At 72.5% G+C, this 13,850-nt stretch carries 10 protein-coding genes; 8 read left to right on the top strand and 2 right to left on the bottom strand.

Annotated features, from left to right (window positions below):
- Window positions 1-41: 41 nt before the first annotated feature.
- Window positions 42-644, bottom strand: coding sequence for a TetR/AcrR family transcriptional regulator (locus LCG91_RS05030; RefSeq protein WP_224442707.1), 603 nt, complete (start codon window positions 642-644; stop codon window positions 42-44).
- A gap of 31 nt (window positions 645-675) precedes the next feature.
- On the opposite strand from LCG91_RS05030, the gene LCG91_RS05025 reads away from it, so the two are divergent.
- Genes LCG91_RS05025 through LCG91_RS05010 form a run of 4 tightly spaced genes read left to right on the top strand, consistent with a single transcriptional unit; the run spans window position 676 to window position 5,934 of the window.
- On the top strand, window positions 676-2,319 hold the full coding sequence (locus LCG91_RS05025) for an ABC transporter substrate-binding protein (protein ID WP_082687390.1): 1,644 nt from the start codon (window positions 676-678) through the stop codon (window positions 2,317-2,319).
- A complete protein-coding gene (locus LCG91_RS05020) occupies window positions 2,304-3,395 on the top strand; it encodes an ABC transporter permease (protein WP_224442706.1) in 1,092 nt (363 codons plus the stop codon). Before LCG91_RS05025 ends, LCG91_RS05020 begins: the two co-directional genes overlap by 16 nt.
- A 5-nt stretch (window positions 3,396-3,400) precedes the next feature.
- Window positions 3,401-4,270: an ABC transporter permease gene (locus LCG91_RS05015; RefSeq protein WP_224442705.1), complete on the top strand. Its 870-nt coding sequence runs from the start codon at window positions 3,401-3,403 to the stop codon at window positions 4,268-4,270.
- On the top strand, window positions 4,267-5,934 hold the full coding sequence (locus LCG91_RS05010) for an ATP-binding cassette domain-containing protein (RefSeq protein WP_224442704.1): 1,668 nt from the start codon (window positions 4,267-4,269) through the stop codon (window positions 5,932-5,934). Before LCG91_RS05015 ends, LCG91_RS05010 begins: the two co-directional genes overlap by 4 nt.
- Before the next feature lie 151 nt (window positions 5,935-6,085).
- Here the strand turns inward: LCG91_RS05010 and proP are convergent, their stop codons facing one another.
- A complete protein-coding gene (gene proP, locus LCG91_RS05005; protein ID WP_224442703.1) occupies window positions 6,086-7,660 on the bottom strand; it encodes a glycine betaine/L-proline transporter ProP in 1,575 nt (524 codons plus the stop codon).
- A gap of 225 nt (window positions 7,661-7,885) precedes the next feature.
- On the opposite strand from proP, the gene valS reads away from it, so the two are divergent.
- The 4 genes from valS to LCG91_RS04985 all read left to right on the top strand — a co-directional run bounded on the left by valS (window position 7,886) and on the right by LCG91_RS04985 (window position 13,828).
- A complete protein-coding gene (gene valS, locus LCG91_RS05000) occupies window positions 7,886-10,477 on the top strand; it encodes a valine--tRNA ligase (protein ID WP_224442702.1) in 2,592 nt (863 codons plus the stop codon).
- Between the two features lie 154 nt (window positions 10,478-10,631).
- The gene (locus LCG91_RS04995; protein WP_058748849.1) at window positions 10,632-10,883 is read left to right on the top strand and encodes a hypothetical protein; all 252 of its coding nucleotides are present in this window, start codon (window positions 10,632-10,634) and stop codon (window positions 10,881-10,883) included.
- Between the two features lie 221 nt (window positions 10,884-11,104).
- The gene (locus tag LCG91_RS04990) at window positions 11,105-11,713 is read left to right on the top strand and encodes a TetR/AcrR family transcriptional regulator (protein WP_224442701.1); all 609 of its coding nucleotides are present in this window, start codon (window positions 11,105-11,107) and stop codon (window positions 11,711-11,713) included.
- Window positions 11,714-11,800: 87 nt separating this feature from the next.
- Window positions 11,801-13,828 (top strand): M3 family metallopeptidase, encoded by a 2,028-nt coding sequence (locus tag LCG91_RS04985; RefSeq protein ID WP_224442700.1) that lies wholly within the window; start codon window positions 11,801-11,803, stop codon window positions 13,826-13,828.
- Window positions 13,829-13,850: the final 22 nt, after the last annotated feature.

Genomic DNA, 13,850 nt, shown 5'->3' with positions numbered 1-13,850 from the left:
TCCTCGCACAGCGGACCACGACGAGGGAGTGCCCGGGTCCGTCAGCGGTGCGCGTCGAGCCCGACGGCCACCGGGGTGAGCGCAGCACCGACGTACTCGACGAGGGTGCGCCGCCCGACCCCGTCCGCCACCCAGACCCCGAACGCCGCAGCCGCCGCACCGAGCATCGCCCCGGACACGGTCTGCGGCCAGAGGGACATCGGGTGCTCGCCGGTCCGCGACCCGACGAACGCGGCGACGGCGCCGTGCTGCGCCATCACCCGGGCCGCCACGCTCGCCACGAGCTCGGAACCGATGTCCATCACCTCGGCCTGGGCGATGGCCCACGGGACCTGCTCCGGGTCGTGCGCCCGCGCCGCGGCGAGGAGCGCCTCCTCGACGGCCCGCACGGACGAGGGCTCCGTCGATGCGGCGAGGAACGCGGGCAGGTCGGCGACCGCGGCGTCGAGCTCCAGCCAGAGCACGTCCGACTTCGCCCCGAAGTAGTTGAAGAACGTCGCCCGGCTCACCCCGGCCCGTGCTGCGATCTGGTCGACGGTCGTGCGCGCGTAGCCCTGCTCGAGGAACAGTTCGGCGGCGGCGTCGGCGAGGACCTCGGCGCTCGACCGTCGGGGGCGGCCACCGCGGCGCATCGTCTCGTCCATGTGCTCAGTAAACCGCTAGACTCGATCCGCCATGATCTTGGACCGAGTACAGAAAACACGCGCCCGCGCACTCCTCACCGCCGCGGGTGCCACCGCGGTCCTGCTGGCCCTGACCGCCTGCACCGGCGGCGGCACCGCCACGGACGCGAGCACGCCCGTCAGGGGTGGCACGCTCACCTACGCCTCCGGCGACGCCGAGCCGACCTGCCTCGACCCGCACGTCGGTGGGAACTACCCGCAGGCGCTGCTGTCGACGCAGTACATCGAGATGCTCACCGGCCTCGACCGCGATGGGCAGCCGACGCCGGCCCTTGCGACGCGGTGGACGACGAGCGACGACGGCAAGACCCTGACGCTCGACCTGCGCACGGACGTCCGGTTCTCCGACGGCACCCCGTTCGACGCGGACGCCGTGGTCGCGAACATCGAGCACGTCCAGGACCCGACGACGGCGTCGAGCACGGGCTACCTCGCCCTGCAGTCGATCACGAAGGCCACGGCGACCGACGACCACACGGTCACGCTGACGCTGAGCCGTCCGGACAGCGCGCTGCTCGAGTCGTTCTCGCAGCCCTGGGTCGGCATGGAGTCGCCGAAGGCCCTCCAGCGCCCGCAGGCCACGAACTGCGCTGCCCCGGTCGGCACCGGCCCCTTCACCGTGACCCAGTGGCAGCGCGGTGACCGCATCACGCTGGCGAAGAACGACGACTACACGCCGCTGTCCGGCTCGACGAAGCCCCGCCTCGACGGCATCACCTGGCGCTTCCTGCCCGACTCGACGTCGCGGTACGCGGCGCTCCAGGCCGGCCAGGTCGACGTCATCGACAACGCCCAGCCCGACCAGCTGAAGAGTGCCTCGACCAAGGGCACCATCCGCGACCTCGACGCCCCGCGTCCCGGCGCCTCGAACCGTCTCGAGCTGAACTCCGGGCACGGTGTGTTCCGCGACGAGGCCGTGCGCAAGGCCTTCATCGCCGGTGCCGAGATCGACCCGGGCCTGCAGAGCCTGTTCCTCGGCACCGCGAAGCGCTCGTACTCGGTGCTCTCCAGCGTCGAGCCGGACGGGTACTCCGACCCCGCGCTCTTCGAGTACTCGCCGAGCACGGCGAAGCGGCTGCTCGACGAGGCCGGCTGGAAGGTCGGCAGCGACGGCGTCCGCGAGAAGGACGGGCAGCGGCTCACGGTCACCTTCCCGGTGTCGACGAACCAGTCGGTGCCGGCGGAGCGCAGCCTGTTCCAGCAGGTCCAGGCCTCCGAGAAGGCCGTCGGCTTCGACGTCCGGCTCGAGGAGCTCGACCTGTCGAGCTGGTACGCCGCGCTCGCCGCGAACGAGTACGACGTCGTGAGCGCGCCGTACACGAAGGTCGGCCCGGACGTCCTCCGCATCCTCTACGACAGCGCGAGCATCGAGCCCGCCCCCTCCGGTTACTTCGCGAACCTCGCGCAGCTGGACGACCCGACGGTCGACGAGCTGGTGGAGCGGGCGGCGCGCACGTCGGACGCCGACGAGCGCCGTGCCCTGTACCGACAGGCGCAGCAGCGGATCCTGGCCAGCGGCACCGTCCTGCCGCTCTACGACCAGCAGAACCACTTCCTGTACCGCTCGTCGGTCCACGGCATCGAGACCACGTCGGTCTCCACCCCGTGGTTCGGCACCGCGTGGATCGCGCGCTGACGGGCGACCCGGCCGGGAGGCCCGCCCCACCCCCGCGACGCGCCGTCACCCGTCGCGGGTGGTCGGTCTGGGTCCTGTGGGGACTCCGTCGACTGGCCGGCGGTGTCGGGGTGCTGTGGGCGGTCGCCACGATCGTCTTCGTCGCGATCCGGCTGATCCCCGGTGACCCGGCGCTGGCGATCCTCGGCGGCCCCGGGTCGCAGGCCTCGGCCGCGGCGGTCGAGTCGGTCCGCCGCGAGTACGGGCTCGACCAGCCGGTGCTCGTGCAGTACGCGGTGTTCCTCGGGCGCCTGGCGACCGGGCACCTCGGCGACTCGTACGCGTTCCGCACACCCGTGTCCGAGCTCCTCGCGCAGCAGGTCCCGGTGACGCTGACGCTCGCCGTCGCCGGGCTCGTCGTCGCCTGGGTCCTGGCGATCGGCGCCGCGTGGTGGTCGACGCAGCGGGGTCGGATCGCCGCGGCGCTCACGGGAGCGATCACCGTCACCGCGAGCGTCGTGCCGCACTTCTGGCTCGGCAGCGTGCTCATCGTGGTCTTCGCGAGCGCCCTCGGGTGGGTGCCGGCGGTGTCGGACGGCAGCCTGCGCGGGTGGGTCCTGCCCGTGCTCACCGTCGCCGTGCCGGTCGCCGGGTACCTCGCCGAGACGGTCCGCGACGGCGTGGTCGACGCCCAGCGCTCCGCGTTCGCCCTGGCGGCGCGCGGTCGTGGCGAGTCCCGGGTCGGGCTGTTCGGGCGGCACCTGCTCCGGCACGCCGCACTCCCCGGCATCGCCCTGTCCGCCTGGGCCTTCGGGTCGCTGGTGTCCGGCGCCGTGGTCGTCGAGTCGGTCTTCGCGCTGCCCGGGATCGGTCGCGCCCTGGTCACCGCGGTCACCCAGCGGGACATGCCGCTCGTGGCCGGGATCGCGCTGGTGTCCGCCGCGGCCTACGTCGTCGTGCTCGCGGTCGCGGACCTCGTCGAGCAGGCGGTGGACCCGCGCACCCGCGGACGAGCGCGGAGTGGACGAGCGCGGACCGGACGGACGCGGCGAGGGCACGTCGGCATGGGGAAGCAGCACGGGGCGGACGCACGGTGAGCGGGGTGCTCGACCCGGGCCTCCAGGCCGGTGCACCAGGACGACGGGCCCGGCGATCCGAGCGGTTCCGTGGGGGGACGCTCGGCCCGGCGGGAACGATCGCGGCGATCGTCGTCGCGGTGGCCGTGGTGGCCGCGGTGTGGCCGGCGCTGCTCGGCGGCGGCGACCCCCTCGCGGTGCACCCGACGGACGCGCTGGCGCCACCCGGTGCGGCGCACCCGTTCGGCACGGACGAGTCCGGGCGCGATGTGCTCACGCGTGTCGTCGCGGGGACGCGGGCCTCGCTGCTGGTCGGGGTGGCCGCGACGCTCGTCGGCGGGGCCACCGGGGTCCTGCTCGGCACGCTCGCCGGGCTCGGCGGACGGCTCGTGGACGCGGTCGTCGGTCGGGTGACCGAGGTGGCCTTCGCGCTGCCGCTGCTGCTCGTCGCACTCGTCGTCATCGCGGTCACCGGACCCGGACCGGTGCCGGCGACCCTGGCGGTGGGGTTCGCGACCGCGCCCGGGTACGCCCGGATCGTCCGCGGCCTGGTGCGCAGCGCCCGGTCGTCGCAGGTGGTCGAGACCGCCGTGCTGCAGGGCCGCTCCCCCGGCCGGATCCTGGTCCGCCACGTGCTGCCCGCGGCACTCTGGCCCGTCGTCGCGGTCGCCACGCTCGGGGTCGGGCAGGCGATCGTGTGGGCGTCCGCGCTCAGCTACCTCGGCGTCGGGACCCCGCCGCCCGCACCGGAGTGGGGCGCGATGCTCGCGGACGGACGGACCTACCTGCTGACCGCGCCGTGGATGAGCACCTTCCCCGGTCTCGCGATCGTCGTCCTGGCGACCGCCGTGACGGTGCTCGGTCGCGCCCTGCGTCGGACGGGGGCTGCACGGTGACGCGCGCGGACCGGGCGCCGGGCGGGGTCCCGACGCCGTCCGGTGCCCTCCCGACCACGGGGACCCGCGTGCTCGACGTCCGGGGGCTCTCGGTGTCGATCGACGGCACGACGGTGGTGCACGACGTCGACCTGCACGTCGACGCCGGCGAGTGCGTCGCCCTCGTCGGGGCGTCCGGCTCCGGCAAGACCGTGACCGCCCGGGCGGTGCTCGGCCTCTCCGCCGCGGGTGCCGACGTCACCGCCGACCGGCTCGACCTCGTCGGCGCGGACGTCCGCGGCCTCCCCGAGCGTCGCTGGCGTCGACTCCGCGGGCGGTCCGTCGGCTACGTCGGCCAGGAGGCCCTCGGCGCCCTCGACCCGTTGCGCCCGGTCGGCCGCGAGGTCGCCGACGCCCTGCGCCTGCACACCGACCTGCGCGCAGCCGAACGGGTCGACGCCGTCCGCGCGGCCCTGTCCGGCGTGGGACTCGACCCGGCGATGGCGACCGACGGCCGACGCTCCGGCACGCTCTCCGGTGGGATGCGGCAGCGGGCGCTCATCGCGGCGGCGACCGTGGCCTCCCCCGCCCTCGTGGTGGCGGACGAGCCGACCACGGCGCTCGACGCGGTCGTGGCGGTCACGGTGATGGAGCAGCTCCGGGCAGTGCAGGAGCGCGGCGCCGGGCTCCTCGTCATCACCCACGACCTCGGGCTCGTGGCCGGCTGGGCCGACCGCGTGCTGGTCGTCGACGACGGCACGGTGGTCGAGCACGGACCGGTCGCCGACGTCCTCGGCGCGCCCGGTCACCCCGTCACGCAGGCGCTCGTGCGCGCGGCTCGGGCGGGCGACGAGCGGCACTCCGCTGCCGGCGCCGGTGCCGGTGCGGTGTCGACGGTCCTCGATCCGGCGCCCGGGCCGCCGCCGCTGCTGCACGGGGTCGGGATCTCGCGGTCGTTCGACGGGGTACCCGCGGTCGACGACGTCTCGATCGCCGTCCACCCCGGCCGGGTCGTCGGCGTGATCGGCGCGTCCGGGTCCGGCAAGACCACGGTGGCGCGGATGCTGCTCGGGCTCGAGACGCCCGACGACGGGACCGTCACGCTCGACGGGCAGCCGTGGGTCCCGCTGCCCGAGCGCGACCGCCGGGGCAGACGGCACCGGGTGGCGGCCGTCGTGCAGGACCCCGCCGCGACGTTCGACGAACGGTGGACGGTCGACCGGGTGCTCGCCGACGCCCTGACCGACGGTCGGGAACGTCGCGCGCTGGGTCGGCTGGCCGCAGAGGTCGACGCCGCGCTCCGGCAGGTGGGACTCGATCCTGCGCTGCGGTCACGGGCACCGCGCACGCTCTCCGGCGGGCAGCGGCAGCGGCTGGCGATCGCCCGGGCGCTGGCGACCTCGCCCGAGGTGGTCGTGCTCGACGAGCCCGTGACGGCACTCGACGCGACCGTGCAGGACGCGGTGCTCACGCTGCTCGAAGGGCTGCGCGACGAGACCGACGTGGCGATGGTGTTCGTCTCGCACGACCTGCGTGCCGTCCGGCGGATGGCCGACGACGTGCTCGTCGTCGACCGGGGCCGCGTGGTCGAGCAGGGGCCGGCGGAGCGGGTGCTCGGCGCGCCGGAGCACCCCGCGACGGCACGCCTGGTCGACGCCGCCGCCCGGCTCGCCCGCGGCGCCTGAGCGCGGCGCGCTTCGGGCTCCGGGTTGTTCCGCGAGAGCGACAGTTCTCGGCCGAACGACGGCGGAACACTGTCGCTCTCGCGGAACTGACAGGAGGCACGGTGCGCGTCCGCGACGGACGTGCACCGTGCCTCCTGGCCGACAGCGGTGACTACGGGCCCGCGGGCTCCCTGTCGGCGCCCGGCGTCGGGGCGTCGCCCGAGATGATCGGGATCTCGCTCGTCGAGAAGTCCTTCGCCCAGTCGGACTGCGCGAGCTCCGACGTCGGGTCGTTGTAGTCCTCGATGACGCCCGCGACCTCGTCCTCGTGGGCGACCGTCGGGCCCGAGCCCATGAGCGGGGTCGCAGCGGTCTCCTTGGTGAAGAACACGGCGACGAGGCCGATCACGGCGGCGAGCATCAGGTAGAAGGCGGGGATGTCCTCGGCCCACGACAGGCCCGCGTCCTTCGCACCGGCGATGAGCGCCTGCGTGGCGAGCGGGGTCGTGCCACCGAACAGCGAGACCGACACGTTGAACGCGATCGCCAGGGCACCGTAGCGGATGATCGTCGGGAACAGCGCGGGGAGGGTCGACGGCATGGTCGAGGTGAACGTGACGAGCACGAGACCGAGGATCAGCAGGCCGAAGAAGACGCCCGCGCCGCTGCCGGTCTGGACGAGCTTGAGCGCCGGCCAGGACAGCACGATGAACCCGATGCAGCCCGCGGCGAGGACCGGTCGACGGCCGAACTTGTCGGACAGGCGACCACCGAAGGTGATGACGACCATCATGAGGATCATCACGATGACGATGAGGATCAGGCCGAACGTGGCGTTCTGCCCGAGGTTCGTCTCGAGGTAGGTCGGCATGTACGACAGCAGCATGTAGTCGGTCACGTTGAACACGAGGACCAGGCCGATGCAGATGAGGAGCGAGCGCCAGTTCTCGGCGAACAGCTTGAGGAACGGGGTCTTCTGCGACTCGCGCTCGGCGGCCTGCTCCTGCTGCTTCTGGAACGCCGGGGTCTCCTCGAGCTTGAGGCGGAGGTAGAGGCCGATGAGGCCGAGCGGACCAGCGATCATGAACGGGATGCGCCAGCCCCAGCTGAGCAGGGTGTCCTCGGGCATCGCGTACTGCAGGACCGTGACGATCGAGGCACCGAGCACGTAGCCGGCGAGCGTGCCGAACTCGAGCCACGAGCCCATGAACCCGCGGCGCTTGTCCGGCGAGTACTCGGCGATGAAGGTCGCGGCGCCGCCGTACTCACCACCCGTCGAGAAGCCCTGCACGAAGCGGGCGACGAGGAGCAGCACCGGCGCCCAGAAGCCGATCGTCGCGTACGACGGGATCAGGCCGATCATGAGCGTGCCGGCGGCCATCAGGATCATCGTCAGCGCGAGGACCTTCTGTCGGCCGATCTTGTCGCCGATCGGACCGAAGACGGCGCCGCCGATCGGACGCACGATGAACGCGGCCGCGAAGAACCCGAAGGTCGCGACGAGGTTCGAGGTCGGGTCGCCCGCCGGCAGGAACACCTTCGAGATGGTGACCGTCAGGTAGGCGAAGATGCCGAAGTCGAACCACTCCATCGCGTTGCCGAGGGCCGCCGCGGCGACGGCACGCTTGAGCAGCGACTCCTCGACGACGGTGACGTCGTCCTCGGTCAGCTTGCGGCGCGCGCGCTTGGCCTGGGCCTTCGTGCGCAACGGCCGGTCGCCGTGCTGGTGTGCTTCGTTCGGTGCCACGTTCGTTCCTCCGGTAGTGCTGTGTCTTGCCTTCGGGCATCCGGCGGAGAGCGACTGTGCAGTCCCTGCGAACACCGCGTCCGCCGGACAAACTCCGACAGCCTACCAGATGGAGCGCTCCCACGCGGTGGGCCGCTACGATGAGACCACCGCGTACTGTACGCGCGACACTCAGGCACCTCACCACGGACTCGGTGCCGCACACATCGATCGAAAGGCCCCGCCATGACGAAGCCCATGCCCGACAAGCCCACGGTGGACGGCCTCGAGGACGTCTGGGGTCCGGTCTGGGAGCAGGACGGCACCTACCGCTTCGACCGCGACAGCGCCACGAAGGACGCCGTCTACTCGATCGACACCCCGCCGCCGACCGCCTCGGGCTCGCTGCACATCGGCCACGTCTTCTCGTACACGCACACCGACCTCAAGGCCCGGTACGAGCGCATGCGCGGCAAGCACGTCTTCTACCCGATGGGCTGGGACGACAACGGCCTGCCGACCGAGCGCCGCGTGCAGAACTACTACGGGGTCCGCTGCGACCCGCAGCTCCCCTACGACCCGGCATTCGTCCCGCCGTTCGAGGGCGGCGACGGCAAGTCGAGCAAGGCCGGCGACCAGCTGCCGATCTCGCGTCGCAACTTCATCGAGCTGTGCGAGCGCCTCACCGTGCAGGACGAGCAGCAGTTCGAGCACCTCTTCCGCACGCTCGGCCTGTCGGTCGACTGGACGCAGTCGTACCGCACCATCGACGACACCTCGCGGGCGAGCGCGCAGCGTGCGTTCCTTCGCAACCTCGAGCGCGGCGAGGCGTACCAGGCCGACGCCCCGACGCTCTGGGACGTCACCTTCCGCACCGCCGTCGCCCAGGCCGAGCTCGAGGACAAGGAGATGCCGGGCGCGTACCACGGACTGGCGTTCCACCGCACCGACGGCGGTGACGACGTCGTGATCCAGACCACCCGCCCCGAGCTGCTGCCGGCCTGTGTCGCCCTCGTCGCGCACCCGGACGACGAGCGCTTCCAGGACCTGTTCGGGAAGACCGTCCGCTCCCCCCTGTTCGACGTCGAGGTCCCGGTGCTCGCGCACCACCTCGCGCAGCAGGACAAGGGCGCCGGGATCGCGATGGTCTGCACCTTCGGGGACACCACCGACGTGGTCTGGTGGCGCGAGCTGCAGCTGCCGAACCGCGCGATCATCGGGTTCGACGGTCGCGTGCGCTCCGACGAGCCCGCGTGGATCGAGTCGGCCCGCGGCCGGGAGCTCTACGCCGAGATGGCCGGCAAGACGGTGTTCTCGGCGAAGAAGGTCCTCGTGGACGCCCTCACCGAGTCCGGCGAGCTGGTCGGTGACGTGAAGACGATCAACCACCCGGTGAAGTTCTTCGAGAAGGGCGACAAGCCGCTCGAGATCGTCTCGACCCGCCAGTGGTACATCGTGAACGGTGCGCGTGACGAGCAGCTCAAGGAGACCCTGCGGAAGCGCGGCGAGGAGATCGCCTTCCACCCGGACTTCATGCGCGTCCGCTACGACAACTGGGTCGGTGGCCTGTCCGGCGACTGGCTCATCTCGCGCCAGCGCTTCTTCGGTGTGCCGATCCCGGTCTGGTACCCGCTCGACGCCGACGGCAACCCGGTCTTCGACCAGCCGATCGTCCCGACCGAGGCCCAGCTGCCCGTCGACCCGGCGTCCGAGCCGGCCCCCGGCTACATGGAGGACCAGCGCGGCGTCGCCGGCGGGTTCCAGGGCGAGCTCGACGTGATGGACACGTGGGCGACCTCGTCGCTGACCCCGCAGCTCGCCGGCAAGTGGGAGACCGACCCGGCGCTGTACGACCTGGTGTTCCCGTACGACGTCCGCCCGCAGGCGCAGGACATCATCCGCACGTGGCTCTTCACGACGGCACTGCGCAGCCAGCTCGAGGCCGACGTCGCGCCGTGGAAGCACGCGAGCATCTCGGGCTTCATCGTCGACCCCGACCGCAAGAAGATGTCGAAGTCGAAGGGCAACGTCGTCACGCCGCTGTCGATCCTCGAGCAGCACGGCGCCGACGCGGTCCGCTACTGGGCGGCCTCGTCGAAGCTCGGCACCGACGCGGCCTTCGACCCGCAGAACCCGAAGCAGATCAAGGTCGGTCGTCGTCTGGCGATCAAGGTGCTCAACGCGGCGAAGTTCGTCTACGGCTTCGAGCTGCCGAGCGGCGCGACGAGCGTCACCGAGCCCCTCGACGTCGACGTGCTGGCCGAGCTCGGCTCCGTGATCGAGCAGGCGACCGCGGCGTTCGACGGGTTCGACCACGCGCGTGCGCTCGAGGTCACCGAGCGGTTCTTCTGGACGTTCTGCGACGACTACCTCGAACTCGTCAAGGAGCGCGCCTACGGCACCGCACCGGACGCGACGCACGAGACCCAGGCGAGCGCGGTCCTGGCGCTGCGTGCCGCGATCGACGCGCTGCTCCGTCTGCTGGCACCGTTCCTCCCGTTCGCGACGGAGGAGGTGTGGGCCTGGACCCACGACACGAGCGTGCACACGGCGGCGTGGCCGACGGTCGCGGAGCTGCCGACCCAGGCCGAGCCGACCGGGCTGCTCGCGGCCGTCGGCCAGGCGTTGATCGGGATCCGCGGTGCGAAGACCGCCGCCAAGGCGTCCCAGAAGACGCCGGTGACCCGGGCCGTCGTCGCCGCTCCGGCCGACCAGCGCGCGCTGATCGAGCGTGCGGCGGTCGACCTGGCGGCCGTCGGGCGCATCGAGAACCTGTCGTTCACCGACGGCGAGGAGCTCGCGGTGACCGAGATCGAGCTCGCCGAGCAGCAGGCGTAGCGTCGCCCCCGGCGGGCCGGGTCGCGCGTGCGCCCGGCCCGCCGGCACGTGTTCGAGCACGAACACCTGCACGAGCACGAGCACGAGCACGAGTTCGAGTACGAGCACGTGTTCGAGTACGAGCACGGATCACGAGTCGGCAACGGAGGCACGGATGCAGTTGGGCACACGCTGGAACGTCGGCGGACAGCCGCCCGAGCGGCTCCCCGACGCGGTGGTCGTCGCCGTCCGGGGCGTCGAGGACGAGCTGGCGACGGAGTCGGTCGACGCGTCGACCTGGCGCTGGACGCTGACCTACCTGGAGGGCAAGCCCGTCGTCGAGCTCGACGACGGTACGGCGATCCACCTCGACCCAGCCGGACGGGCACAGGTGACGAACCCGGACGACGCGCCGGAGGAGGACTGACCGGTCCCCGCTCGACGGCACCCCGACCCACGGAACGGCGTGGACCGGGGTGCCGTCGTACGGGCGGGCCTCCCGAGGCGCCGCCGCATCGCCGGGGGATCAGGGCCCGGCGAGCACGAGCCGGCGAGAACGATCGTTCTCTCCGACTGCGGCCTACACTAGAGAACGCCGGTTCCCGCCGCAAGTCGGAACCGGCGGACACACAGGGAACAAGGGGACGCATGGCCACCACGAGCAGCACCGTGGACCCGGAGGTCCGGTCGCGGATCGTCGACGCCGCGGACGCACTGTTCTACGCCCGCGGGTTCCAGTCGGTGGGCATGGACGAGATCCGGACGGCCGCCGGCGTCTCGCTGAAGAAGCTGTACTCGGTGTTCCCCGGCAAGGAGCAGCTCGTCGCGGCGGTGCTCGGCGGCCGACACGCGTACTGGGAGCGCGGCATCGAGCAGGCCGTCGCCGCCGCCGACACGCCTCGCGACCGGTTGCTCGCGATGTACGACTTCCTGGAGCAGTGGTTCGGCGACGACACCTTCCGCGGCTGCGGCTTCATCAACGCGTTCGGCGAGCTCGGCGCGACGTCGCCCGCGGTGGCCGAGATCGCCCGCGAGCACAAGGACTCGTTCCAGCGCTACGTCGCCGAGCTCGCTGCCGCAGCGGTGCCCGACGCAGACACCGCCGAGGAGCTCGCCGCGCAGCTCGCCCTGCTCGCAGAGGGAGCGCAGACGACCGCGGCGATCGCCGGAGACACTGCGCCGGCCCGCCACGCGCGTCGCGCGGCGGAGACGCTCATCGACGCGGCGACGCGCCACGCCACCCGTCGGGAGCGCTGACCGGACCACACGGCGGACGGGAGGCTCGTGGCCGTACCCGCCACGAGCCTCCCGTCCGGCATCCGGCCCGGTCCGTAGGGTGGGGCCATGGACACCCCGTTCGACCAGCCGAGCACCCTCCCCTACGCCCTGCCGCCGTTCGACGACGTCCGGCTCGAGCACTTCCGTCCCGCGTTCGACGCCGGCATCGCCGAGCAGCGCGCCGAGGTCGAGGCCATCAGTGCCGACCCCGACGGCCCGACGTTCGAGAACACCCTGGTGGCGCTCGAACGCTCCGGGCAGCTGCTGACCCGGGTCTCGCACGTCTTCTTCACCCTGTCCTCCGCGGACTCGACGCCGGAGCTCCACGACCTCGAGGCCGAGGTGTCACCGCTCCTCGCCGCCCATCGCGACGCGATCACCCTCGACGCACGCCTGTACGCGCGGGTGGACGCGGTCCGTTCCTCGCTCGGTGAGCGGACGGACCTGACCGACGAGGACCGACGGCTCGTCGAGCGCGTGCACACCGAGATGACGCTCGCGGGGGCCGGCCTCGACGACACCGGCAAGGAGCGCCTGACCGCGATCAACCAGGAGCTCTCCACGCTCACCACGACCTTCGAGCGGAACCTGCTCGAGGACACGAACGACCTGGCGGTGCACGTCACCGACGAGGCCGAGCTCGCCGGGCTCGACGACGGGGCGAAGTCGGCCGCCGCAGCAGCTGCGCAGGACCGCGGGCTCGACGGCTGGCTCGTGACGCTGCCGCTGTACACCGGGCACCCGTGGCTGGCCTCGCTGCACGACCGCGGGCTCCGCGAGCGGATCATGCGCGCGTCCCTGTCCCGCGGCCGTCGTGGGAACGCGTACGACAACCGCGAGGTGCTCCTGCGCATCGTGCGCCTACGGGCCGAGCGGGCGGAACTGCTCGGGTTCCCGAACCACGCCGCCGTGGTCACCGCCGACGAGACCGCGGGTACGCCCGAGGCCGTCGACGGGCTGCTCTCGTCGCTCGTGCCCGCCGCCGCAGCGAACGCCGAGGACGAGCGTGCCGTGCGCTCCCGCACCGTCGGCTTCGACGTCGAGGCCTGGGACTGGGCCTACGCCACCGAGGTCCTGCGCGGCGAACAGTTCGCCGCCGACAGCTCGGCACTGCGCCCCTACTTCGAGGCCGACCGTGTGCTGCACGACGGGGTGTTCCACGCCGCCGGCGCCCTGTACGGCCTGACCTTCACCGAGCGCCAGGACCTGCACGGCTACAACGGCGAGGTCCGGGTCTTCGAGGTGCGCGACGAGGACGGCGCCGAGGTCGGGCTGTACCTGCTCGACCTGTACACGCGGGACGGCAAGCGTGGCGGCGCGTGGATGAACCCCGTCGTCGAGCAGTCGCACCTGCTCGGCACGCTGCCCGTCGTCGTGAACAACCTCAACGTCGCCAAGCCCGCCACCGGTTCGCCCACGCTGCTGATCCAGGACGAGGTCGAGACGCTCTTCCACGAGTTCGGGCACGCGCTGCACGGGCTCATCGCTCGGACCACCTACCCGCGGTTCTCCGGCACGAACGTCGAACGGGACTTCGTGGAGTTCCCGTCGCAGGTGAACGAGATGTGGGTGACCTGGCCCTCCGTGCTGGCGAACTACGCGAAGCACCACGAGACCGGCGAGCCGCTGCCGCCGGAGCTCGTCCTCGGGCTGAGCGACTCCGCCGGTTTCAACGAGGGCTTCTCGACGACGGAGTACCTCGCCGCGGCGCTGCTCGACCAGGCGTGGCACCGCCTGTCGGCCGCCGAGGCCGCCGCGGTGACCGACGTCGAGGCGTTCGAGCGCGACGCCCTCGCAGCCGCTGGTGTCGACGTCGCTGCGGTCCCGCCGCGCTACTCGTCGACGTACTTCGCGCACACGTTCTCCGGCGGGTACGACGCGGGGTACTACGGGTACATCTGGTCGGAGGTGCTCGACGCCGACACCGTCGAGTGGTTCCGCGAGCACGGCGGCCTGTCGCGCGAGGCCGGGCAGCGCTTCGCGTCGCTCGTGCTCGGGGTGGGCGGCGCGCAGGACCCCCTCGAGGCCTACCGGGCGTTCCGCGGCCGCGATGCGGAGGTCGGCCCGCTGCTGCGGCGCCGCGGGCTCGAGTAGCGCGGCGACGGCCCGGCCCCGC

The organism is Curtobacterium sp. TXMA1 (assembly GCF_020162095.1).
GTDB lineage: Bacteria > Actinomycetota > Actinomycetes > Actinomycetales > Microbacteriaceae > Curtobacterium.
The sequence above is the reverse complement of the archived record's forward strand: the minus strand, read 5'-3'. Positions and strand labels throughout refer to the sequence as shown.

Coding starts and splice junctions, on each gene's coding strand:
- LCG91_RS05030 (WP_224442707.1), bottom strand. CDS start 644: ATGGACGAGACGATGCGCCGCGGTGGCCGCCCCCGACGGTCGAGCGCC.
- LCG91_RS05025 (WP_082687390.1), top strand. CDS start 676: ATGATCTTGGACCGAGTACAGAAAACACGCGCCCGCGCACTCCTCACC.
- valS (WP_224442702.1), top strand. CDS start 7,886: ATGACGAAGCCCATGCCCGACAAGCCCACGGTGGACGGCCTCGAGGAC.
- LCG91_RS04995 (WP_058748849.1), top strand. CDS start 10,632: ATGCAGTTGGGCACACGCTGGAACGTCGGCGGACAGCCGCCCGAGCGG.
- LCG91_RS04990 (WP_224442701.1), top strand. CDS start 11,105: ATGGCCACCACGAGCAGCACCGTGGACCCGGAGGTCCGGTCGCGGATC.
- LCG91_RS04985 (WP_224442700.1), top strand. CDS start 11,801: ATGGACACCCCGTTCGACCAGCCGAGCACCCTCCCCTACGCCCTGCCG.